We start from the raw sequence: 22,985 nt of genomic DNA on the forward strand, positions 1-22,985 counted from the left end.
GACCCTATGCCAACCGGCGCCGAATCGGTGGAGGTTCGCAGAGTTATTTTGACGGGCCGTCCATATTCGGTCATGCAATTGGAGGGCCGCTTCGGCCCGCCGCTAGACTGGCTGCGTGTGGCACTCCGCGGGCGAGGGCCGGCCCGGCCGTTGTGCCGTGCACCGAAGCGCCGCACTGCAGCAGATTCCGACGATGTCAGTGAGCGAGTGCATGAGCCTTCTAGTCCAGAAGTTCGGTGGGTCATCGGTGGCGGACGCCGAAGGTATCAAGCGCGTGGCCCGGCGTCTCGTGCAGTCCCAGGCGGCCGGCAACCAGGTAGTCGCTGTGGTCTCCGCAATGGGCGACAGCACCGACGAGCTTCTCGACCTTGCCGCCCAGGTTTCGGGAACCGCTGACCCGCGCGAAATGGACATGCTCCTGAGCGCCGGAGAGCGCATCTCCATGGCGCTGCTGGCCATGGCGATCCATGGGCTCGGCGCATCCGCCCAGTCCTTCACGGGCAGCCAGGCCGGCATGATCACCGACGCCATCCACGGCAAGGCGCGCATCATCGACGTCTCACCCCACCGGATCCGTACCGCCATCGAAAAGGGCGACATCGCCATCGTGGCCGGCTTCCAGGGCATGAGCCGGGAGAGCAACGACATCACGACGCTGGGCCGCGGCGGCTCCGACACCACCGCGGTCGCCCTGGCGGCGGCGCTGAACGCGGACGTCTGCGAGATCTACACCGACGTCGACGGCATCTACACCGCCGATCCGCGCGTCGTGCCGTCCGCCCAAAAGATCGACACGATCTCCAGCGAGGAAATGCTCGAAATGGCGGCCTCCGGGGCGAAGATCCTTCACCTGCGCAGCGTCGAGTACGCCCGCCGGTTCGGGGTTCCCCTGCACGTGCGGTCCTCCTTCAGCGACCATGAGGGCACCTGGGTTCTGCCCAGCCCCGATGACCAAATCAAGATTCAAGAGGGAGAGCCCTTGGAACAGCCAATCATTTCAGGCGTCGCACACGACCGCTCGGAGGCCAAGGTCACCGTCGTCGGCGTTCCCGACATCCCCGGCAAGGCCGCGGAGATCTTCGGAATCATCGCGGGCGCCCACACGAACATCGACATGATCGTGCAGAACGTGTCGACCCACGGGTCGGGCCGCACCGACATCTCCTTCACGCTGCCCATCGTCGATGGAGCGCAGGCCCTCGCCGCCCTGGGCGAGGCGCAGGCGCGAGTCGGATACGAGTCCGTCGACTACAACGAGCAGATTGGGAAGCTGTCGCTGATCGGCGCCGGCATGCGGTCCAACCCCGGGGTGTCCTACAAGTTCTTCAAGGCGCTTTCGGACGCCGGCGTGAACATCGACATGATTTCGACGTCGGAGATCCGCATCTCGGTGGTCACGAGCGCCGAACTGCTCGATACCGCCGTCCGGGCTGTCCACGCGGCCTTCGAGCTCGACGGCGAGGCCACCGCCACGGTGTACGCGGGCACCGGGCGCTGACGCCCCGGCCCGCACCGTCCTGAGCGGAGCGCGCTGGGCTTTCCGCCGCGCCCCTACGTCTCGTCGGTCGGCCTCCGCACCGCGTAGTGGTGGCCCTCCGAGTCTTCTTTCATCTCGATGCCGGCCAGCTGACTTTCGCTAAGGTCCTCGGCTGCGTCGTGTCGATGGACAACGGGGGTTTCCGATCCGCCGCGGTCGGCGGGGCCCAGGAACAGTCGGACGAACGAGTCGAGGCGGCTGTAAGGGGGGCGCCGGACCCGGCGTCGCTTCTCGTGTTCCGAAAGATTTTCCATGATGCACCTTCTTTCGAGGTACACCTCATTTTACGCCGGGTGGGTGCGGAAAGCGCCGGTCAGGACGGCCGGCGGGGAACGATGTAGGTCGAGCCGTCGGCCCGGGTGATCGTCTCCCACTGATCCGCCTCGGACTGCCTTTGCTTCAGCAGCTCCTGATTTTCGACAGTCATTGGATGGTCGAGGGAGCTTGACTGCGCCGGGCCGAAGAAGGTCCGCGCCCGGCCGGTAAGACGCATGAAGCGCTCGATGAAGCCTTCTCGATTCGGCATGCCCGTCCCTCCCGCATTTCTGCTGTCTTCGGTATTTTCCCACGGCGGGCCCAGAAAAAGGCAGGTGGGGCCGGCGGCCGAAGCCGCCGGCCCCACCTGCCGGTGGTTTGGTACTACTTCTCGGTCAGCGGAGGGTCGAACCTCCCGCGGCCGGCGCGGCCGTGGCGTCCTCGACGAGGACCGGGGACCCGGCCGGTGTCACCGTGGTGGCACCGTTCGCACCCACCTCGAGGCTCACCGCCGTCGAACCGGCGTCGCCGAAGAACACACGTCCCACGTAGCTGCCCGGCTCGAGGCCGGTCCAGGACAGGCTTACCGTGGATTCCTTACCGTTCTTGAACTGGATCGGATCCGGGGAGACCTTGAGGTTCCCCTCGTCACCGCCCAGCACGACGGCGTCGACGGTGGCCCTGGTGGGCCGGTTGTCGGGGCTGCTGTAGAGGTTGGCAACGACCGTGTAGGTTCCCGGAGCCGGGTTGTTCAGCAGCAGCGACTCGCTTGCCGACGCCGTCGCTGCCGAGAGTACCCCTCCTGCAGGAGTGATGACGAACAGGTCGAAGTCGGCATTCGCGTCGGCCGAATTCACAGCGAACCGGGCCAGCGAGGTACCCGCGGGAACCTCGACATCCCTTACGCTGTTACTCGCATCGGCGGTCCCGTTGCTGGGGCCGGGAACCAGTTCGACGGCGGTGCTGTCGGCCTTCGCCAGTCCCTTGACGGAGAGGTCGACGGTGCCCGTCGTCCCCGCCGTGACCTTGAAGGTTCCGGATCCGGTTCCTGCCGCGGACGTGAAGGACACCGCAGCGGGCATCACGGCGGTGACCGGACGGACGGCGATCGGCGAGGCCACCGTGGCGCCCTGAGCTTCGGTCCAGGTCAGCGAGCCCATCGCGAAGGCGTCAAGCGCCGCCGACTTGTTCTCGAAAGTCACCTTGAAGCTCTTGGACTCGCCTGCGGCGGCGAAGTCGAGCCGTGCCGGCGCCACCTTGGTGGCGATGCCGGGGAGGTCCACCGCGGCGGTGTAGCTTCCCGGTGCGGTAGCGGTGACCGTACGGGTCACCGTGACCTTCCCGGTCAGCTTGCCGACTGCGATCGAGGGAACGTTAACGTCCTTCGCTCCCACGACCTGCGGCTTCCGGAGCCCCAGGGGTGCGCCGAGGCTCTGCAGGAAGCCGTTCCAGTGGGCGGCATCCGCGTCGTACACCAGCCCGGGGGTCAGCATCGCGGCGGGGTTCACATGGCCGGCGCCGACGGCGAAGACGTCGTTGTTGGCCGCGCCCTCCTCGGTCAGCACATCACCTGCGGTGGTCATCAGGGCCGATTTCACGGCGGCTGGGGACCAGGCGGGGTTCTTCGCCAGGACCAGGGCGCCGAGACCGGCGACCTGAGGGGCAGCCATGGACGTACCGGAAAGGAATCCGAAGTTCTCCCCGGTCCCGACCGGGGAGACACCGGCCAGGACGTTGACGCCGGGAGCCGTGATGTCGGGCTTCAGGAAGTCCGAGTTCACTGCCAGCGACGGTCCGCGCGAAGAGAACGCAGCGATCTGCGGGTCCTTCGGAGTGGGAAGGTCCGTGGTGTCCTCGTCGACGAGAGCCGCGGTGAGCGCCGGGGTGGCCTTGAGCTTCTCCTTGATTTCGACGCCGTCGATGTGGACGGTCGGCACTGCGTGGAGGTCAAGGTCGAGTGACCCGGGCACCACGTTGACGAGGATCATGCCAACGCCGCCTGCCTTCTCGACGGTTGCGCTCTTGAGCACCCGGTCAACCACGCCGCGGTCGCAGACGACGATCTTGCCCGTCACCTTGGCGGCATCGAGGCTGTCCGTCTTGCACAGGGCCGCGTCGGCCGCAGTCACTCCGGCGGCTGCGGCATCGGCCGCGAGGACGACGGCGGTCTGCGGGACCTCGCGGTTCATCACCGACGTGCCGCGGTACTTGGTGCCGTCCGAGAGTTCGACGGTGCCCTGCAGTTCATGGGAGAACGTGCTTGCGGCCACCGTGGTGAGCCACGGGGAGCTGTGGTTTACGGTGCTGGCGGTCGGCCCGGAGTTGCCTGCCGAGGTGGAGACGAAGATCCCCGCGGAGGCCGCGGAGAGGAAAGCAAGCGCCACCGGGTCGGTGGTGGAGTTGTTGTTGCCGGAGATGGAGTAGTTGAGGACATCCACCCCGTCGAGGATCGACTGCTCGATCGCCTCGACCGCGGAGGAGCTGTAGCAGCCTCCCGAGTTGGGGTCGTTGTCCTCCCAGCAGATCTTGTACACGGACACGGCGGCGGCGGGGGCGACGCCGGCGCCCTTGCCAAAGCTCCTGCCGTCGACGGTGGCCTCTACGTCGGCGTTGCCCGCCGCGGTCGATGCGGTGTGGGTGCCGTGGGAATCCACGTCGATGGGGGAAATCCGCTCATCGGGTGAACGGTCCGTCTCGGGCACGGAGCCGAGGAAGTCGTCGGCGAAGTAGCGGGCGCTGAGGACCTTGGAATTGCAGGCGCTGCCGTCAAAGTCCTGGCCGGTCTGGCACTCGCCCAAGAAGGTGCTGCCGTCGGCCTTGAGCATCGCGATCTTGCCGTCGGGGGTGAGGTAGGGCTCGCCCACCACGGGTTCCCCCTGGAGCGGCTTGACCTCGGCGCCGGTCAAGAAGGCGTTCTCCGGGCGGTAGCCGGTGTCGATCACGCCGACGACCGTTCCCTTGCCCGCGTTGGCGGCTCCACCGAGCTGGGTGGCCCAGAGGCCGTCCTCGCCGGTCAGGCCGAGGAAGTCGGCGCTTGAGTAGTCGGGGCTGTTCTGGGTGTCCGGCGCGACGACGTAGACGTTCGGGTTCTTGGAAAGCAGCGCCGCCTGCTCGGCGGTGAGATTTGAGGTGAATCCGTTGAGGGCTGTGGTGAAGGACTTGCCGACCTCTGCGTTGACCGCGGCCGCAACAGCTGTCTGGCTCTTCTTCAGCCGGGCCTCGTAGGCGCGGGCGTTCGGAGACTCCTTTGTGAGCTTTTCGCCCTTGCCCGGCTTCGTTGCCGGGATGCCGTCCGCGCCGCCCTCGTACATGGCAAGGGGGTGTTCCTTGAGGACGACGATGTAGCGGCCATCCGTGAAACTCGATGGGGAAACGCCTGGAAGCTGCGTTGAAGTCTGCGCGGGTACCTGGGCCGCGAAGACGGCGGGGGTCACTGCCGCAGACGACATCAGTAGCGGCACCCCCAGCGCGATCGCCGTGACGCGGCGGAGCCGTGGGCTCCGCAGTCCGGCTTGTCCTCGTTGGATCATTAGGAGAAGAGCCTTTCATTCAATGCGGGCTCGGCGGGAGTAACCGTGTGCCCCTCATGCTGTGGGCTTCCGCCACCGGATCCCCATCTGTGACAGGAGTCACAAACGCCACAGCAGTATTAATTTACCCGAGGCAACTCACACTTGGATAGCAGAAGAAATCACTTTCCCGGCGAGGCTTGACAGGACGCCCGACGCCGTTTCTAAGGCTGATAATAGAACCATGTCGCCGGTACCCCAACAAGTCCTCGAGCAGGAGGATTGGCTCCCCCAGCAGGAGGAGTATTCGGCGCGCGTCCGGCGCTTCACAGAGCCCTACCTCCAGCGCCGATCTGCCGGAGAGAAACACCCGGTGGAGGACTTCCTCTTCACCTACTACAACCACAAACCCGGCCAGCTGCTGCGCTGGCACCCCGGAGCCGGCACCGCCCTGCGCGGTCCGCTCGCTGGGGAGCGGCGCACCTGGAAGTACTACACCCCCCTTCCCGACGGCGCCGTCACCGTCGACCTCGACGCCTTCCGCTCGGAGCGGGCCGAGACCCTGGCTTTCGTGCGTGTCATCCTCGCGGGGACCCTGCGGCGGCCGGGCCAGTTCGGCTGTTTCGGACTGCACGAGTGGGCCATGGCGTACAAGTCGGAGCTGAACGGCGTCCGCCACGACTACCTCGGCCTGCGCCTCGGCGCCGAGGGCACCGACGCCGTCGTCGAGGAATCCCGGATCCGCTGTTCACACTTCGATGCCTTCCGCTTCTACACCCCGCAGGCCGTCCCGCTCAACGAGCTGGCCCCTACACGGGAAAATCAGCGCCGGCTGGAGCAGCCCGGCTGCCTCCACGCCAATATGGACCTCTATAAGTGGGCCTACAAGCTCAGTCCCCTCCTGCCCAGCACCCTGATCCTCGACTGTTTCGAGCTGTCCTGGCGCATCCGGATCCTCGATATGCAGGCTTCGCCGTACGATCTCAGCAGCTGGGGTTACCCGCCGGTCCGCATTGAGACGCCCGCGGGCAGGGCCGCCTACGTCCGGGAGCAGCGCCGGTTCTCCTCCGAATCCCAGCAGCTGCGCTCCCGGCTCCTTGAGCACCTTGACGCCGCCGAAGCCATGTCCCGCCCAATTACCACCCGGAACGGAGGCACCCCGTGAGGCCCCATCTGACGGCCGCGGCAGCCACGGTATTGCTCCTTGCCGCACTCACCGGCTGCACCGGGGGCGGAACCAACGGCAACGAAACCACCACTTCTCCATCGGCCACTGCTCCGTCGGCGTCGTCCGCTCCCGGCTCCCCTGCGCCCACCACCCTCGGCCCGTCTGCGCCCACCCCACCGTCCGCAAGCCCAGGCCCGACTCCCACGGAGGCACCGACAATGACTTCGAAAACCCCAGCACCGCCGCCATCGGCCGGTGGAACCCGCCTGGCGGTCACCATCCGGGAGTCCCCCGACGTCGAACCCGTCGAGTACATCCTCGAATGCGTTGAGGGCCGGCCCGGCCCCGGCACATCCCTACCCAACGCCGAGGCCGCCTGCGCGGTCGTGTCCCGGCTCGGGGTGAAATTCTTCACGGCCATCCCGGACAAGAACATCGTGTGCACCGAAATCTACGGCGGCCCGCAGACCGCCTCGATCACGGGCACCGTGGACGGCAAACCCGTCAAGGCGCGCTTCGCCCGCACCAACGGGTGCGAAATCTCGCGCTGGGATGCCGTCAAGGAGATCCTCGGCACCGGCGGGGCGTTCTAGGGCCCGCCCGCCCGCTGGTTCGGGCGCCCCGGCCCCGGTTCGGGCCGGGCACCCCGGGCCGGTAGACTGAAGGGGCAAGCTCGCGGAGCGCCGGACCTGTCGACCCCTGGTCCACCCGGCGTGAGACGGCACTTCCGGGCCCCTGCATTTAATGCTGGCACCCCCAGCACTTGCCGCTTCACTCACAGGAGTTGCCGGATGCCCCGGATCGTTGTTGACGTCATGCCCAAACCCGAAATCCTCGACCCGCAGGGCAAAGCCATTGCAGGCGCGCTCCCCCGGCTTGGCCTTACCGGTTTCGCCGGGGTCCGCCAGGGCAAGCGGTTCGAACTCGAAGTCGCCGGGGAAGTCACCCCCGAACTGCTCGAGCAGGCCCGCAGCGCGGCCAGCACGTTGCTCTCCAACCCGGTGATCGAAGATGTGACCCGCGTGGAGGTCATCCAGGAGGACGCCGAGTGAGCGTCGAAACCCCTTTGATCGGTGACTTCCAGCCGTTCCCCTCGGCCTCGACCGAGGGCAGCCTCGCCGGGGTACGGGTCGGCGTCGTCACCTTCCCGGGCACCCTCGATGACCGGGACGCAATGCGGGCCGTGCGCCTGGCCGGCGGGACCGCCATCTCCCTCTGGCACGGCGACCACGACCTTCGGGGCGTCGACGCCGTCATCATCCCCGGCGGTTTCTCCTACGGCGACTACCTCCGCGCCGGGGCCATCTCCCGCTTCGCGCCCCTGATGGAACAGATCACCGCGGCGGCGACCGGCGGGCCGGGTGCGCTGCCCGTCCTCGGCATCTGCAACGGCTTCCAGGTCCTCACCGAGGCACACCTGCTGCCGGGCTCGATGATCAAGAACAACTCCCTCCACTTCCTGTGCCGCGACCAGCGCCTGCGCGTCGAGAACGCCGACACCCTGTGGACCTCCGACTACGCGGCCGGCGAGGAGATCGTGGTGCCGCTGAAGAACCAGGACGGACAGTTTGTCGCCGACGAGCACACCCTCGACGAGCTCGAAGGTGAGGGCCGCGTCGTGTTCCGCTACGTGGGAGACAACCCGAACGGCTCCCGCCGCGACATCGCCGGAATTTCCAACGCCGCAGGCAACGTCGTCGGGCTCATGCCGCACCCCGAACACGCCGTCGAGCCCGGCTTCGGCCCCGACTCCTCGGCCCGCGGCGAGGTCGACCTCCGCGGCGGCACCGACGGCCTCGGCATCTTCACCTCGGTACTCAAGAAACTGGTTGGCTAAGTGACTGCAAAGACAATGTCCAAGAAGTTCAACATCGACACCGTCGCCAACGCCGAGGCAACCCCCGGCCAGGCGCTCCCCTGGGCCGAACTCGGGCTGAAGCAGAACGAGTACGACCGCGTCGTCGAGATCCTCGGCCGCCGCCCCACCGGCGCCGAACTGGCGATGTACTCGGTGATGTGGAGCGAGCATTGCTCCTACAAGTCCTCAAAGGTCCACCTGCGCCAGTTCGGCGACAAGGTCACCGACGCCATGAAGGAACACCTGCTCGTGGGCATCGGCGAGAACGCCGGCGTCGTGGACATCGGCGACGGCTGGGCCGTGACCTTCAAGGTCGAATCCCACAACCACCCCTCTTTCGTGGAGCCCTACCAGGGCGCAGCGACCGGCGTCGGCGGGATCGTCCGCGACATCATCTCGATGGGCGCCCGCCCGGTCGCCGTCATGGACCCGCTGCGCTTCGGCGCGATCGACCACCCCGACACCGCACGCCTGGTTCACGGCATCGTCTCGGGCATCGGCGGCTACGGCAACTCCCTCGGCCTGCCCAACATCGGCGGCGAAGTCGTCTTCGACTCCTCCTACCAGGGCAACCCGCTGGTCAACGCGCTGGCCGTAGGCGTCCTGCGCCACGAGGACATCCGCCTCGCCAACGCCTCGGGCGTCGGCAATCGAGTCGTCCTCTTCGGTGCGCGCACCGGCGGCGACGGGATCGGCGGGGCCTCCGTCCTCGCCTCCGAATCCTTCGACGACGCCAAGCCGTCCAAGCGCCCCGCCGTGCAGGTGGGCGACCCGTTCGCGGAGAAGGTGCTCATCGAGTGCTGCCTGGAACTGTTCAAGGCCTCGGTCGTCGAGGGCATCCAGGACCTCGGGGCGGCCGGCATCTCCTGCGCCACCTCCGAGCTGGCATCGAACGGCGACGGCGGCATGCACGTCGAACTCACGAAAGTCCTCCTGCGGGACCCGACCCTGACCCCCGGCGAAATCCTGATGTCGGAATCCCAGGAGCGGATGATGGCCGTCGTCACCCCGGCCAATGCCGCGGCGTTCGAAGCCATTATGGACAAGTGGAACGTCGAATACTCCTGGCTGGGCGAAGTCACCGACACCGGCCGGCTGGTCATCGAGTGGGACGGCGAGACCATCGTCGACGTCGACCCGCGCACCGTCGCCCATGACGGGCCCGTCTACGAGCGGCCCTACCACCGCCCGGTCTGGCTCGACGGCGTCCAGGCGGACTCCTTTCAGGGCTCCGCCCCGGACCTGCGCGCCGCGGTGCTCGAACTCATGTCCTCCCCCAATATGTGCTCGAAGGACTGGGTCACCAACCAGTTCGACCGCTATGTGCAGGGCAACACCGCGCTGGCCATGCCCGACGACGCCGGCGTGATCCGCGTCGACGAGGAGACCGGCCTCGGCGTCGCCCTCTCCACTGACGCCAATGGCCGCTACTCCTACCTGAACCCGTACGAGGGCGCCCGTCTGGCCCTGGCGGAGGCGTACCGCAATGTCGCCACCTCCGGCGCGAAGCCGCTGGCCGTCACCGACTGCCTCAACTTCGGATCCCCGGAGGACCCCGAGGTGATGTGGCAGTTCGCCGAGACCGTCCGCGGACTCGCCGATGCCTGCCAGGAGCTCGGCGTGCCCGTCACCGGCGGCAACGTCTCGCTCTACAACCAGACCGGGGGCGTGGCGATCCACCCGACCCCCGTGGTGGGCGTGCTGGGCGTGTTCGACGACGTCGCCCGCCGGACCCCCTCGGGCTGGCGCGAGGACGGGCAGGCCATCTACCTGCTCGGCACCACGCGGAACGAACTCGACGGATCCGAATGGGCGAACCTGCGCGGCCACCTCGGCGGCACGCCGCCGGTGGTGGACCTGGCGGCGGAGAAGACCCTCGCCGCGGTGCTGGTCAACTCCTCGCGCGACGGCATGATCGACGCCGCCCACGACCTCTCCGAAGGCGGCCTCGCCGCCGCCCTGTCCGAGGCGGCACTGCGGTTCGGCGTGGGGGCGCGCATCGGCATCGACGAACTGTGCGAGCGCGACGGCATCGACGCGTTCACCGCGCTGTTCAGCGAAAGCCAGGGCCGGGCAATCGTCAGCGTTCCCCGCTCTGAGGAGGTGCGCTTCAACGACATGTGCACCGCCCGGAACTACCCGGCGCTCCGGATCGGCATCGTGGACACCGAAAACCGGGCCCTCGACGTGCAGGGCCACTTCACCCTGCCGCTGGCCGAGCTGAAGGAAGCCCACGAGGGGACCCTCCCCAAGCACTTCGCCTAGGGACCGGGCACTCTGAAACGACAGGGCACTCTGAACAACCGGGCACTCTGAAAGGACAGGGCACTCTGAAACGACAGGAAAGGGCCGGGACCGGGGCGGAGACGCCCCGGTCCCGGCCCGCGTCGGGTTAATTCCTCCCGGCAAGCAGGCGGGCCGCTTGGACGTACCGGGCGGTGACGTGCCGCTGCACCAGCCGCAGCGCCGGAGCCCCGAACCGGTAGATCGCCGAGGCCGGGACGCTGTATGCGCTCACCCGGAAGACCAGCTTCCCGTCGGGAGTGAGCTCGGCGTAAAACCCCTCCTCACCGCGCACCGGGTGGCCCCTCCGCGTGCCGTAGCCGAACCCCGCCCGCTGGCCCGGCACCGGCCGGCCCGAGCCCTCGCGGAGCACCTCCCGCGACCACAGCACCGTGCTCGGGGCGGGCAGCCGGAAAGGACCGACGCCCAGGGCCGTGCTGACCTCCGCTCCGGGAACGGCCCGCGGGGCGACGGTGTCCACCCGCAGGCCTGCGCCGCGGTGCAGCCGCCAGCTAAGAATTCCCTCGGCCAGGGCCTCGAAGGCAGCGGCAGGGTCCCCGGCCTCCAGCGGGTGCGCCCCCACCGCCACCCGGTAGCCCTCCGGCCAGCCGCCGGTCATCGGCTCCGGGAAGGGGCGGTCCGTGCTGCCCTGCTCCGCGTAGCTCAACCCGTTCATCCGCCCGTCTCCCACCACCGTCTCCCACCACCGTCTTCCACTGCCGTCTCGCACCACCGTCCGGCCCCGCCGGAGGGAGCCGTTGCTTCGAGCGTAGCCGCTTGAAAGTACTCCCTCACCGGCACCGCCGGAGGTCGGCAAAGGTGGGAGGATGGTGCCACACACCTGCAGGAGGAAATCATGGGCGAGGCAAAACGCCAGGCAACGAAGGCGGCCGACGCCGCCGAGGACGTTGCCGACTCGAAGGGCTTCCAGCTGGCCGCACGGGCCGGTTACATCGCCGCGGGGCTGCTCCATCTGCTGATCGGCATCATCGCCCTGCGGATCGCCACCGGCGGTTCCGGCGAGGCCGACCAGAGCGGGGCGCTGCAGCAGCTGGCCGGCGGGCCCGGAGGAAGGATCCTCATGTGGGCGTGCTTCCTGGGCTGCATTGCCCTGGCGCTGTTTCTGCTGAGCCAGGTTTTCTTCGGCGTAAAGCACGTCAGCGGCAAGGAACGGACCAAACAACGGCTCAAGTCTGGCGCACAGGCTGTCGTCTACGCGGCGATCGGCGTCGGCTTCGGGCGCTACGCCCTCGGCGGGACGAGTGACAGCGGCCAGTCGACGCAGTCGACCACAGCGTCCCTGATGGCCCACCCCGCCGGGGCGGCCCTGCTGATCGCCATCGGGCTCGGCCTGCTCGCCACCGCCGGCTACTTCGTCTACAGCGGGGCCACCAAGAAGTTCAAGGAGAACCTCACCCGGCTTCCCTCGGGACAGGCCGGTTCGGCGGTCGTCACGCTGGGCCGGGCAGGCTACGTCGCCAAGGGTGTAGCTCTCGCGGTTCTCGGTTTCCTGCTCGTCCTGGCGACCCTACGGAACAACCCGGAGCAGTCAACGGGACTCGACGGAGCCCTAAAGACCCTTGCCGGGCAGCCGTTCGGCATCTGGATCCTAGGCGCTGTCGCCGTCGGCCTGATGTGCTACGGGCTGTTCCTGATGGTCCGCTCGCGCTACCAGCGTATGTGAGTCGCCCCGTCATAGTCCGAAGCGGGGACTTTCGGTGACCGGGCAGGTGTCCATCACGACGTCGAGCCCGGCATCCTTGGCGCGCTGCGCGGCCGCTTCGTCGATGACGCCCTGCTGCAGCCAGACCGCCTTGGCACCGACGGCGATCGCCTGGTCCACCACGGCGCCGACCCGGGTGGAGTTCACGAAGCAGTCGACGACGTCGATGGGGCCCGGGATCTCGCCCAGGGTGGTATAGCCTTTTTGGCCGTGCACGTCGTCGCCCTTGAGGCTCACCGGCACGATCTCCTTGTCCAACCGGTCCATCAGGAACCGGGAGACGCCCAGCGCCACCCGCCGCGGGTTGCTCGAGAGGCCGACGACGGCCCACCGGCCCGGCTCGCTCAGGAGCCGCCGGATCACCGCGGGATCATTGGAGTGCTTCACCGTTGTCCTTCCTTTCCGTGGCCTTCAGCCTATGAGAACCCCTCGAGTGCGGGAGCCGTCAAGAAGGCCGGCGCGTGTCTGTTTATTACGGGGAAGATTTGCCGCCTCCGCGGGGAGAGGCGTTTAGTGGTGCTTGACCATCCCGAGCGGCTGAGAGACCTGGATCGATGAAGCCGCAGCAACCCTGGTTGTCCGTATCCCCCTGATACCGGGCAATAACGAGGAGCAGGCCGCGGGTGCCGGGCGCCGAAAGGCGCCGGGCTAAGGCATGTTCCGTAGGGTGCTACTGCCAGGATCGATGGAGACCTCTATGACTGCTGTTCTGGCATCTTCGACAACCACGGACCCGCGCCGCAGGCCGCCCCTTGAGGTGAGCTTCAGCCGGCTGGGGCGCAGTTTCGGCACCTCAAGCGACCGGCGGGTGGTGCTGCGGGACGTCACCGTGAACATCCGGCCCGGTGAAGTCCTCGCAATCCTCGGCACGAGCGGCTGCGGGAAGTCGACGCTCCTGCGCGCCGCGGCGGGCCTCGACACCCCCGACGCGGGCAGCGTGCTGATCGATGGCACCGAAGTCCGCGGCATCGACGAGCGCTGCGCCGTTGCCTTCCAGGAACCCCGCCTGCTGCCCTGGCACACGCTGCAGGCCAATGTCGCCATTGGCCTACCCAAGTCCTCGAGTGCGAGCGCGGGCAAGGCCAAGGTGGCCGAACTGCTTCACCTTGTGGGCCTTGACCGCTTCGCCAAGCACCGCCCCCGGGAGGTCTCCGGGGGAATGGCGCAGCGGGCCTCGCTCGCGCGCGCCCTGGCCCGCACCCCCGGCGTCCTGCTGCTCGATGAGCCCTTCGGCGCCCTCGACGCGCTGACCCGCCTCAAGATGCAGGACCTGCTCCTGGAGATCCACGCGGCACAGCCCACAACGGTGCTGCTGGTGACCCACGACGTCGACGAGGCGCTCCAGCTCGCCGACCGGATCCTCGTGCTCGGCAGCAGCGGGGACGGGCCGGGGTCAACGGTTAAAGACCTGATCCCCGTCCCCGGGGCCCGGCCCCGCGACCGCAGTTCCCGCGAACTCGCGGAGCTGCGCCGGAACCTGCTCGCCCTGCTCGGCGTCACCGCCCACTGACTGCAGGCCGACCGGCAGAGCTGACCGGCAGGGCCCATCCGCCCGCCTAAAGCTCCCTCCGGTTCCTCCCGCGCTTCGTCGAGCACCGCTCCGCCGTACCTCCTCCAGCCATACCCTCGTTCAGCCATACCCTCCTCAGGCCGTACCCCCTGCGGTTCTGCGCCGCACCTCCACTCCCTCCACCAACCGAAGGAACCCCATGACCCGTCTCACCCTTCTCCGCACCGCCTCCGTTGCCGCAGCCCTGTCCCTTGGGCTGAGCGGATGCATGGCCGGAGAGAACACCGCTACCGGCGGCAACGCAGCCGAGACCGCCACGACAGGCGGCACGCTGAACATCGACTTCGCGACCTACAACCCGCTGAGCCTCGTGATCAAGGAACAGGGCTGGCTTGAGGAGGAGCTCGCCGACCAGGAAATCACGGTGAACTGGGTCCAGTCCGCCGGCTCGAACAAGGCCAACGAGGCCCTGCGGGCCGGGGCGATCGACGTCGGATCCACCGCAGGGTCGGCTGCGCTGCTCGCACGCTCCAACGGGTCACCGATCAAGACCATCGAGATCTACTCGCAGCCGGAGTGGGCGGCGCTCGTCGCCTCCCCCGATTCGGGAATCACCACGGTGGAGGACCTTCGCGGCAAGTCGGTCGCGGCCACCAAGGGCACCGACCCCTACTTCTTCCTGCTTCAGGCCCTCGAGTCCGCGGGAGTCGATCCGGCCGAGGTGACGGTGCAGAACCTTCAGCACGCCGATGGCCGGACCGCCCTTGCCAACGGCGCCGTGGACGCGTGGTCCGGACTTGACCCGATCATGGCGGCGGCCGAACAGGACGGCGCCGAACTGTTCTTCCGGAACATCGACTTCAACAGCTACGGGTTCCTCAACGCCACCGAGAGCTTCCTCGAGGAAAAGCCCGACGTCGCGCAGACGGTGGTAAACGCCTACGAGAAGGCCCGCGAGTGGGCCTCGGACAACCCCGAGGACACTGCGGCGATCCTTGCGGAAGTCGCCGCGATCGACCCGGCGGTCGCCAACTCGGTCATCCTTGAGCGCACCAACCTGGACGTGGATCCCGTGCCCGGCGACGCCCAGCGGGAGGTCCTCGAGAAGATCGGCCCGGTCTTCGTCGAGTCGGGGGATGTCAGCTCCCAGGAGCAGGTCGACACGGCCCTGAACTCCCTGTTCGATGACTCCCTGGTGAAGAAGGCCGACGCCTCCGCCGTCGGGGCCTCCTCATGACAGCGCCCACCACTTCGGAAGTGGCGGCACCGCCGCGGTCAAGGAACCGCGGCTCCGGCAGCGCCCGGCGGGTGCGGGGTGCCCTGCTGGGGCTGATCGTCCCTGCGCTGCTGCTTGGGGCCTGGCAGCTGAGCTCGGTGACGGGAACCAACACCCCCGCGCAGCTGCCCCCGCCGGGCGCCGTAGCGGCCGCCGGGGCCGAACTTCTCGAGCGCGGCGAACTCGGCGTCCACCTCGGCATCAGCACCCAGCGCGTCCTGCTGGGCTTCGCCGCCGGAGCCGCGCTCGGCCTGACCGCGGGGGCGGTGCTGGGGCTCTCCCGCACGGCGGACGCCCTCCTTGGCCCCACGATCGGCGCCGTGCGCGCCGTCCCGTCGCTGGCCTGGGTTCCCCTGCTGATCCTCTGGATCGGCATCAACGAGGACTCGAAGGTCACCCTGATCCTGATTGGAGCGTTCTTCCCGGTCTTCACGACGGTGTCCCTCGCGCTGCGCCACGTCGACCGGAACCTCGTCGAGGCGGGTCGGGCCTTCGGCCTTACCGGGTTCCGGCTCCTCACCACCGTCCAACTGCCAGCCATCATCCCGGCGGTGTTCTCCGGACTGCGCCTCGCCCTGGCCCAGTCCTGGCTGTTCCTCGTCGCCGCCGAACTCATCGCAGCCTCAATGGGCCTGGGCTGGCTGTTGAGTGACTCCCAGAACAACGGCAGGGTCGATCGGATCTTCCTGGCCATCGTGCTCCTCGCCGTCCTCGGCAAGACCACCGACGCCCTCCTGGGGCTCGCCCAGCGCTGGGCGGTGCGGCGGTGGGCCTGAACGCACCCGACCCTCAGGCCGTACCGGCGGCGGACCCGGCCCCGGACCTCGACACCGACCGCATCCGCTTTTGGGAGGAGCAGGCCCGGCGCCTGAACTGGGAGGCGGACTGGCAAACGGCGCACACTTTCGAGCCGGCCCGGCCGGGCCCGGACGGCGAGCTCTCGGTGCCACGGATCGAGTGGTTCTCCGGCGGCCGCCTCAATGTCGCCGCCAACTGCGTGGATCGGCATGTTGCCGCCGGCCACGGCGCCCGGCCGGCCCTTCACTTCGAGGGTGAGCCGGGGGACCGCCGGAGCGTCTCCTACGCCGAGCTGCTCGAGCAGGTGAGCCGGGCGGCCAACGCCCTGCTGGCCCTGGGTATCGGCAGGGGCGACCGGGTGGTGATCTACCTTCCGGTGCTCGTCGAGACGGTCGTCGCCGCCCTCGCCTGCGCCCGGATCGGAGCGGTCCACTCCCTCGTCTTCGGCGGGTTCTCCGCCGAGGCCCTGCGCTTCCGGGTGAAGGACACCGGGGCGAAGCTGCTCATCACCAGCGACGGCCAGTTCCGGAGGGGAACCGCTGTCCCGGTCAAGGACATCGCCGATGCCGCGGTCGAGGGCATCGCGGGCCTCGACCATCTGCTCGTGGTCCGGCGCACCGGCTCGGACATCGCCTGGACCGCCGGCCGCGACGTCGACTGGCACGAGGCGCTCGCGGCCGCCTCGCCGGAGCATTCCCCCGAGGCGTTCGACGCCGAAACCGCGCTGTTCATTATGTACACCTCGGGAACCACCGGCCGGCCCAAGGGGCTGCTCCACACTTCGGGCGGCTACCTGACCCAGGCGTCGTGGAGCTTCCAGCACCTCTTCGGCCCGCCGGTCGGCGTGCGGCGGGACGGCGAGGTCCACTGGTGCACCGCGGACCTCGCCTGGGTGACGGCCCACACCTACGTGCTGTACGGGCCGCTGTCCAATGGCGCCACGCAGGTCCTCTTCGAGGGGACACCGGACACCCCGCACCCGGGCCGGCACTTCGAAATCATCGAACGCTACGGGGTGACCAGCTACTACACCGCGCCCACGCTGGTGCGCGCGCTTCGCTCATGGTTCCCCGCCGGCGTCCCGGACTCCTACGACCTCTCGAGCATCCGTGTGCTCGGCACCGTCGGTGAGGCCGTCAACCCGGTGGCCTGGAACTGGTTCCGGGACCAGCTCGGCCGGCGCGCCGTGCCGGTGGTTGACACCTGGTGGCAGTCCGAGACCGGCGCCGCAGTCCTCTCCCCGAGCCCGTCGGACTCCGCCTTCAAGCCCGGGTGCGCAGCCCGGGCCCTGCCCGGAGTGAGCACCCGCATCGTCGATGAGGAGGGCGCAACCGTGCCGCCAGGCGTGCCCGGGCTGCTGGTGGTCGACCGTCCCGGCCCGGCTCTTGCCCGCACGGTGTGGGGCGACCCGCGCCGCTACCTGGACTCGTACTGGCGCAAATTCGCCCACCAGGGCTGGTTCCTGTCCGGGGACGGCGCCCGCTACGACGACGACGGCGACACCTGGATCCTGGGTCGGGTCGATGACGTCATCAATGTCTCCGGGCACCGGCTCTCGACGATCGAGATCGAGTCGGCCCTCGTCGCCCACCCGCTGGTCGGCGAGGCGGGTGTCTGCCCGGTGGGCGACCCGATCACCGGCCATGCCATCGCCGCCTTCGTTGTGCCCGCGCCCGGCGCGTCCGGTACGCCCGGCATCGAGGACACGCTGCGCCGGCACGTCGCCGCCCGGATCGGCCCGGTCGCCCGGCCCGCGGCCGTCGTCGTGGTGAAGGACGTGCCCAAGACGCGCTCGGGAAAGATCCTGCGCCGCGTGCTGTCCGAACTGTACGAGGGCAGCCCGCTCGGGGACACCACCTCCCTGCAGAACGAGGAGTGCCTGCCCGGCATTGCTGAGGCACTCGCCGCCCACCGCTGAGGCACCCGCCGCCCACCGCTGAGGCACCCGCCGCCCACCGCTGAGGCACCCGCCGCCCACCGCTGAGGCACCCGCCCGGTAAATCTCCCTCCGCCGATAAACTTCCCCGTCGAGACTGCACTTCACCACGCTTCACCGACGCCACAGCGTGGTGAGCTGCAGTTTCGGCGGGGCCGGCAGAGCGGCGGAGCCAGCCGGGGTGGCCGGAGTGGCGGGTGGCAGCCCGGGCGGAGGACCTAGCGGTCCAGCGGCTCCGTCCGCGGCCAAGTCCACGCCTCAAAGGTCGGGGTGGGGATGTGCACGTGTTTCATGTCGTCGGGTTTGGGCGTGCTGGGGATGTGCGCAACCGGCGAATCGCCGTCGGCGGCCGCGGCTGCGGCGTCGACGAGGCCGAAACGGTCGCGGACCCGGCCGAAGAAGTCGGGTTCCTGAAGCCTGAGCATCCGCACCTCCGTTGGCCGGGCGTAGACCGACACCCAGTCCCCCGGGTCGAGGACCCCGACGATCCGGCCGTCGATCGACATCGAAACCTGTCCGCTGCGTTCGAGCACCCGCACCGAGACGAGCTCATCGGCGGCGACGATCAGGCTCCGGTCGAAGACCATGTGCGCAGCGACCGGGGTAAACACCAGGACCTGGGCACGGGGCGACACCACCGGGCCTCCCGCCGCGAAGGAATAGGCGGTCGAACCGGTGGGCGTGGCGATGATCAGCGCGTCGGCCGAGTAGGAGACGAAATGGCGGGACCCGACGTAGACCGCCACGCTGGCCTGCCGGTCGCGGGTGAGTTTTTCAAAGACGACGTCATTGAGGGCGGTGACGTCCATGCCGATGCCCCAGCCGGTCTCCTGGGCGGCGTCCGCGCGGACCTCGGGCGGCTCCGTCGTCGGCCCCCGCTCATAGTGAAGCAGTGCGCCGAGTTCCTTGGGGATCCGCAGCGGCCGGCTTGAGCGCATGGTGAGGGTGAGGCGCCGCTCTTCAAGTGCCTCGTTCGCCATGACCGCGTTCAGGGCTTCGATCAGGTGCTCCGGTTCCACCTCGGTGAGGAAGCCCACCCGGCCCACGTTGACTCCCAGGATCGGAGAGTTTGAGGCCTGCGCCACTGCAACCCCGCGCAGGAAGGTGCCGTCGCCGCCGATGGTGACAACGAGGTCGAACGTGCCCGGCGGGGAGTGCTCGATCCTCAGGTGTCCGTGTTCGTCCGGAGACCAGACGTCGATCTCCGCGACGTCGATACCGTGCTCCCCGGCCCAGGCCGTCAGCCCTTTGGCCGCCTCGATGGCCCGCCGTTTGCCCCCGTGCACCACGAGCCCCAGCCTGCGTAATTCCACCGGCAGCTCCTTCGAATCGTCCGCGTGAGCAAACCTTACCTGCAATGCCGCGACCCGCAACGACACATTTCTTGGTTCCCGCGCCGCGTCCCTGTCAGACTCGGGGGGAACCATCCCGAGCGGCCGAGAGATCTGGCTCTATGACGCCGCAGCAACCCTGGCCAGCGCCTCCAGCGCTGACAGTAGGGTGCTACCGCCAGAATCGATGGAGGAATAATGAGCACTGCCGATTTTTCGCAACCCCTGAAGTTCGCCTACTGGGTGCCGAACGTGAGCGGCGGGCTCGTCGTCTCAACGATCGAACAGCGCACCGGCTGGGACTTCGAGTACAACCGGAAACTTGCGCGGATCGCCGAGGACGCCGGGTTCGAGTACGCGCTGTCCCAGACCCGGTATTCCGCTTCCTACGGCGCCGACAAGCAGCACGAAGCTACGGCCTTCTCACTGGCCCTGCTCGCGGCGACGGAAAAACTCAAGGTCATTGCGGCCGTCCACCCGGGCATGTGGCATCCGGGTGTGCTCGCGAAGTTCATTATCACCGCAGACGTCATCTCCAACGGCAGGGCGGCGGTCAATATCGTCTCGGGCTGGCTGAAGAGCGAATTCACCGGCTTCGGACTCCCCTGGCTGGAGCACGACGAACGATACGTGCGCACCGAGGAGTTCATCCGCGTGCTGCGCGGCCTGTGGACCCAGGAGCACTACAGCCAGGCCGGAAAGTACTACAACATCACCGACTTCACGCTGAGCCCGGCGCCCGTCGGGGTGCCCGGACGGGTACACCCCGAGATTTTCTTCGGCGGAAACTCGACGGCGGCACAGGCCACCGCCGGCCGGGTGGCCGACTGGTACTTCTCCAACGGGAAGGACCTCGAGGGCTTCCGGGAGAACATCGCCGGCGTGCGGACCTCGGCCGCCGCGGCCGGGCGGCACCCGCGCTTCGGCCTCAACGGGTTCGTGATCGCCCGGGACTCCGAGAAGGAGGCCCGCGAGACCCTCCGCGAAATCGTCGCCAAGGCGCACCGGCCGGCCGTCGAAGGGTTCCGGGACGCGGTCCAGGAGGCCGGCCCCTCGACCCGTGACGGCAAGGGCATGTGGGCGGACTCCAGCTTCGAGGATCTGATCCAATACAACGACGGCTTCCGCACCCAGCTGATCGGCACTCCCGAGCAGATCGCCGAGCGGATCATCGAGTACAAGAAGCTGGGTGTGAACCTGATGCTCACCTGCTACCTGCACTTCCAGGAGGAGGTCGAGGCGTTCGGCCGGGATGTCCTTCCAATCGTCCGCGCGCTCGAGGCGGACCTCGCGGACCGGGCCGGCGTCGACTTCCACCTCCCCACCCCCTCAACCGTGAAAGCAGGGCTCTGATGGCCGAGCGAACCTTTGGATTCCGGACGCGGGCGCTCCACGCCGGCGGTACCCCCGATGCGGCGCACGGGGCCCGTGCAGTCCCCATCTACCAGACGACGTCGTTTGTCTTCAAGGACACCAACGACGCCGCCAGCCTCTTCGCGCTCCAGAAGTACGGCAATATCTACTCCCGGATCGGCAACCCCACGGTTGCGGCGTTCGAGGAGCGCATCGCCTCCCTGGAGGGCGGGATCGGCGCGGTGGCGACGGCGTCGGGCATGAGTGCCGAGTTCATCACCTTCGCTGCACTGTGCCAGGCCGGCGATCACATCGTCGCCGCCTCCCAGCTGTACGGCGGAACCGTGACGCAGCTCGACGTCACGCTGCGGCGCTTCGGCATCGACACGACCTTCGTTCCCGGGACGGATCCGGCCGACTATGCTGCCGCCATCCGGCCGAACACGAAGGCCGTCTATGCGGAGGTCATCGCCAACCCCTCCGGCGAGATTGCCGACCTTGAGGGCCTCGCGGCGGTGGCCCACGACGCAGGGGTGCCGCTGATCATCGATTCCACCCTCAGCACCCCCTACCTCATCCGGCCGATCGAGCACGGGGCGGACATCGTGATCCACTCGGCCACCAAGTTCATCGGCGGCCACGGGACGACCCTTGGCGGCGTCGTCGTCGAGAGCGGGAAGTTCAACTGGGGCAACGGCAAGTTCCCGGGGATGACCGAGCCCGTTCCCTCCTACGGGAACATCCAGTGGTGGGCGAACTTTGGTGAATACGGCTTCCTGACGAAGCTGCGCACCGAGCAGCTGCGCGACATCGGGCCGTCGCTGTCGCCGCAGTCGGCTTTCCAGCTGCTGCAGGGCGTCGAGACCCTTGCCCAGCGGCTCGACGAGCACCTGAAGAACGCCAAGGCCGTCGCCGAATGGCTGCAGGCCGACCCTCGGGTCGCCTACGTCAACTACGCCGGGCTACCCAGCCATCCGCATCACGGGCGGGCGGGAAGGTACCTGCCCCAGGGCCCGGGCTCGGTGTTCAGCTTCGGCATCCGCGGCGGCCGCGAAGCCGGTCAGCGGTTCATCGAGGCGTTGCAGCTCGCATCCCACCTGGCGAACGTTGGGGACTCGCGCACGCTCGTGATCCACCCCGGGTCCACGACCCATCAGCAGCTCTCGCCCGAGCAGCTGAGCGCGGCGGGCATCCCCCAGGATCTGGTCCGCATCTCGGTGGGCCTTGAGGACCTCGAGGACATCCTGTGGGACCTCGACCAGGCGCTGACCGAAGCCGTCGAGCGCGATGGCTCCGCGTCCCTGCCGCAGGTACCGGCGGAGGGCGGCACCGGGAACTCCGCCGACGGGCAGGCCCCGACGTGCGCGGTGGGGGTCGGGGCATGAGCGCGGCAGAGCGGACGTGGGAAGGTCCCTCCGCACCGGAGCGGCTCGCCCTGCTGCGCGGCGCCAAGTCGGTGGCAATCGTCGGGGCCTCGGACAAGCCCTCGCGCGCCTCGAACTTTGTCGCGACCTACCTTCAGTCCTCGTCGCCCTACCGGCTGTACTTCGTCAATCCAGTGGCCACGCAGATCCTCGGTCGGCCGGCGTATGCCTCGCTTGCCGACCTTCCAGAGGTTCCCGACGTGGTCGACGTCTTCCGCAGGCACGACGACCTCCCCTCGGTGCTCGAGGAAACCCTCGACGTCGGCGCTCGAACGCTGTGGCTGCAGCTGGGGTCCTGGCACGAGGACGTGGCCCGGCGGGCCGAGGGCGCAGGGCTAACGGTGGTGATGGACCGCTGCCTGAAGATCGAGCACGCCCGCTTCCACGGCGGACTGAACCTCGCCGGGTTCAACACCGGCGTCCTCTCCTCGAAGCGGCAGCTCCTCTCCTGACCGCGGCGCGGATTCCCGCGACGGCGGTGACGGCACCGGGAACTGCAGTGCTGGTTCCGGCGCGGGTTCCGGCTCCGGTGCGTCCCCGACCCGGGGCAAGGGTCCTCCGAGAGCGGCGGGGCCCGAAATCCCGCCGATCGACGGTTTCTCCGGGTCTGAAGTCTCCAGCGCTTCTGGATTCTCGGGGGCTGGTGGCTCGAGGTGCGAAGCATCCGAACCTGGGACTTCCAGGCCTGATGGCTCTGGTTCTGATGGTTCTGGTTCTGACAGCTCCGGCGTAGCCGGGTCCGGGGCCGAGGGATCGAGGTCGAGCCAGCCCCCGGTTTCCGGCCCTGCCGGCGTCCACAGCTCCGGCCGTCGATCGGCGCCCTGGTCCACTTCGGCCCCGGGCTCCTTCGACGCGGGCAGCGCCGGACGCTTCCGCGCCCATTCCGGCGCCTCTCCGGGCGCCTCGAGCTCCGGTCTGGCTTCTCCGCCGGCGCCTCGTCTGTCTCCGGGCGCAGCAGGCTGCGGCTTGGCCGGCTTCGCCTTCGTCGGCTTGGGCTTCGACGGGTTTGACCCCGCAGGCTTCG

Annotated in this window: 20 protein-coding genes and 1 riboswitch; of the genes, 14 read left to right on the forward strand and 6 right to left on the reverse strand. The window is 68.6% G+C overall.

Annotated elements, in window-relative coordinates; genetic code table 11:
- Positions 1–211: 211 nt before the first annotated feature.
- Positions 212–1,498 (forward strand): aspartate kinase, encoded by a 1,287-nt coding sequence (locus GVV86_RS05175; RefSeq protein WP_201291367.1) that lies wholly within the window; start codon positions 212–214, stop codon positions 1,496–1,498.
- 53 nt (positions 1,499–1,551) lie between these two features.
- Here the strand turns inward: GVV86_RS05175 and GVV86_RS05180 are convergent, their stop codons facing one another.
- The 3 genes from GVV86_RS05180 to GVV86_RS05190 all read right to left on the reverse strand — a co-directional run bounded on the left by GVV86_RS05180 (position 1,552) and on the right by GVV86_RS05190 (position 5,322).
- Positions 1,552–1,791 (reverse strand): hypothetical protein, encoded by a 240-nt coding sequence (locus GVV86_RS05180; RefSeq protein ID WP_159617199.1) that lies wholly within the window; start codon positions 1,789–1,791, stop codon positions 1,552–1,554.
- Positions 1,792–1,850: 59 nt separating this feature from the next.
- Positions 1,851–2,063, reverse strand: a complete 213-nt coding sequence (locus GVV86_RS05185) for a hypothetical protein (protein WP_159617200.1) — start codon at positions 2,061–2,063, stop codon at positions 1,851–1,853.
- A gap of 124 nt (positions 2,064–2,187) precedes the next feature.
- The gene (locus GVV86_RS05190) at positions 2,188–5,322 is read right to left on the reverse strand and encodes a S8 family serine peptidase (protein ID WP_159801815.1); all 3,135 of its coding nucleotides are present in this window, start codon (positions 5,320–5,322) and stop codon (positions 2,188–2,190) included.
- A gap of 223 nt (positions 5,323–5,545) precedes the next feature.
- On the opposite strand from GVV86_RS05190, the gene GVV86_RS05195 reads away from it, so the two are divergent.
- The 5 genes from GVV86_RS05195 to purL all read left to right on the forward strand — a co-directional run bounded on the left by GVV86_RS05195 (position 5,546) and on the right by purL (position 10,592).
- Complete coding sequence (locus GVV86_RS05195) at positions 5,546–6,466, forward strand: 3-methyladenine DNA glycosylase (RefSeq protein WP_159801817.1); 921 nt, start codon at positions 5,546–5,548, stop codon at positions 6,464–6,466.
- A gap of 221 nt (positions 6,467–6,687) precedes the next feature.
- On the forward strand, positions 6,688–7,062 hold the full coding sequence (locus GVV86_RS18435; protein WP_201291368.1) for a subtilase-type protease inhibitor: 375 nt from the start codon (positions 6,688–6,690) through the stop codon (positions 7,060–7,062).
- Between the two features lie 198 nt (positions 7,063–7,260).
- Complete coding sequence (gene purS / locus GVV86_RS05205; protein ID WP_133404448.1) at positions 7,261–7,521, forward strand: phosphoribosylformylglycinamidine synthase subunit PurS; 261 nt, start codon at positions 7,261–7,263, stop codon at positions 7,519–7,521.
- Positions 7,518–8,306 carry a phosphoribosylformylglycinamidine synthase subunit PurQ gene (purQ, locus tag GVV86_RS05210; protein WP_201291369.1) on the forward strand — a complete coding sequence of 263 codons (789 nt, stop codon included), beginning with the start codon at positions 7,518–7,520 and terminating at the stop codon, positions 8,304–8,306. The genes purS and purQ overlap by 4 nt, the downstream gene beginning before the upstream one ends.
- 15 nt (positions 8,307–8,321) lie before the next feature.
- Positions 8,322–10,592, forward strand: coding sequence for a phosphoribosylformylglycinamidine synthase subunit PurL (purL, locus tag GVV86_RS05215; protein WP_425513920.1), 2,271 nt, complete (start codon positions 8,322–8,324; stop codon positions 10,590–10,592).
- A 127-nt stretch (positions 10,593–10,719) separates the two neighbouring features.
- On the opposite strand, the gene GVV86_RS05220 is transcribed toward purL, so the two are convergent.
- Positions 10,720–11,286, reverse strand: a complete 567-nt coding sequence (locus GVV86_RS05220; RefSeq protein ID WP_159801822.1) for a DUF1990 domain-containing protein — start codon at positions 11,284–11,286, stop codon at positions 10,720–10,722.
- Positions 11,287–11,466: 180 nt separating this feature from the next.
- On the opposite strand from GVV86_RS05220, the gene GVV86_RS05225 reads away from it, so the two are divergent.
- The gene (locus GVV86_RS05225; RefSeq protein ID WP_159801824.1) at positions 11,467–12,294 is read left to right on the forward strand and encodes a DUF1206 domain-containing protein; all 828 of its coding nucleotides are present in this window, start codon (positions 11,467–11,469) and stop codon (positions 12,292–12,294) included.
- Positions 12,295–12,303: 9 nt separating this feature from the next.
- Here GVV86_RS05225 and GVV86_RS05230 read toward each other — a convergent pair whose 3' ends face one another.
- A complete protein-coding gene (locus GVV86_RS05230) occupies positions 12,304–12,720 on the reverse strand; it encodes a CoA-binding protein (protein ID WP_159801826.1) in 417 nt (138 codons plus the stop codon).
- 310 nt (positions 12,721–13,030) lie between these two features.
- Here GVV86_RS05230 and GVV86_RS05235 point away from each other — a divergent pair, with 310 nt between their 5' ends.
- From GVV86_RS05235 to acs, 4 genes are all read left to right on the forward strand, one after another.
- Positions 13,031–13,843, forward strand: coding sequence for an ABC transporter ATP-binding protein (locus GVV86_RS05235; protein WP_159801829.1), 813 nt, complete (start codon positions 13,031–13,033; stop codon positions 13,841–13,843).
- Between the two features lie 199 nt (positions 13,844–14,042).
- Positions 14,043–15,080 (forward strand): aliphatic sulfonate ABC transporter substrate-binding protein, encoded by a 1,038-nt coding sequence (locus tag GVV86_RS05240; protein ID WP_159617208.1) that lies wholly within the window; start codon positions 14,043–14,045, stop codon positions 15,078–15,080.
- Positions 15,077–15,895 carry an ABC transporter permease gene (locus GVV86_RS05245; RefSeq protein ID WP_159617209.1) on the forward strand — a complete coding sequence of 273 codons (819 nt, stop codon included), beginning with the start codon at positions 15,077–15,079 and terminating at the stop codon, positions 15,893–15,895. Before GVV86_RS05240 ends, GVV86_RS05245 begins: the two co-directional genes overlap by 4 nt.
- Entirely contained in the window at positions 15,892–17,835 is a 1,944-nt protein-coding gene (acs, locus tag GVV86_RS05250) for an acetate--CoA ligase (protein ID WP_343206285.1), read from the forward strand. Before GVV86_RS05245 ends, acs begins: the two co-directional genes overlap by 4 nt.
- 236 nt (positions 17,836–18,071) lie before the next feature.
- Here acs and GVV86_RS05255 read toward each other — a convergent pair whose 3' ends face one another.
- On the reverse strand, positions 18,072–19,166 hold the full coding sequence (locus tag GVV86_RS05255) for an NAD(+)/NADH kinase (protein WP_159617210.1): 1,095 nt from the start codon (positions 19,164–19,166) through the stop codon (positions 18,072–18,074).
- Positions 19,167–19,273: 107 nt separating this feature from the next.
- Positions 19,274–19,378, forward strand: a riboswitch (SAM riboswitch).
- A 4-nt stretch (positions 19,379–19,382) separates the two neighbouring features.
- On the opposite strand from GVV86_RS05255, the gene sfnG reads away from it, so the two are divergent.
- From sfnG to GVV86_RS05270, 3 genes are read left to right on the forward strand one after another with little or no spacing between them, the layout of a single operon-like run.
- The gene (gene sfnG, locus GVV86_RS05260; RefSeq protein WP_159801831.1) at positions 19,383–20,537 is read left to right on the forward strand and encodes a dimethylsulfone monooxygenase SfnG; all 1,155 of its coding nucleotides are present in this window, start codon (positions 19,383–19,385) and stop codon (positions 20,535–20,537) included.
- Positions 20,537–21,922 carry an O-acetylhomoserine aminocarboxypropyltransferase/cysteine synthase family protein gene (locus GVV86_RS05265; RefSeq protein ID WP_246669882.1) on the forward strand — a complete coding sequence of 462 codons (1,386 nt, stop codon included), beginning with the start codon at positions 20,537–20,539 and terminating at the stop codon, positions 21,920–21,922. The genes sfnG and GVV86_RS05265 overlap by 1 nt, the downstream gene beginning before the upstream one ends.
- On the forward strand, positions 21,919–22,413 hold the full coding sequence (locus tag GVV86_RS05270; RefSeq protein WP_159801834.1) for a CoA-binding protein: 495 nt from the start codon (positions 21,919–21,921) through the stop codon (positions 22,411–22,413). Before GVV86_RS05265 ends, GVV86_RS05270 begins: the two co-directional genes overlap by 4 nt.
- Positions 22,414–22,985 lie beyond the last annotated feature (572 nt).

The organism is Arthrobacter zhaoguopingii (genome assembly GCF_009828595.1).
GTDB lineage: Bacteria > Actinomycetota > Actinomycetes > Actinomycetales > Micrococcaceae > Arthrobacter_D > Arthrobacter_D zhaoguopingii.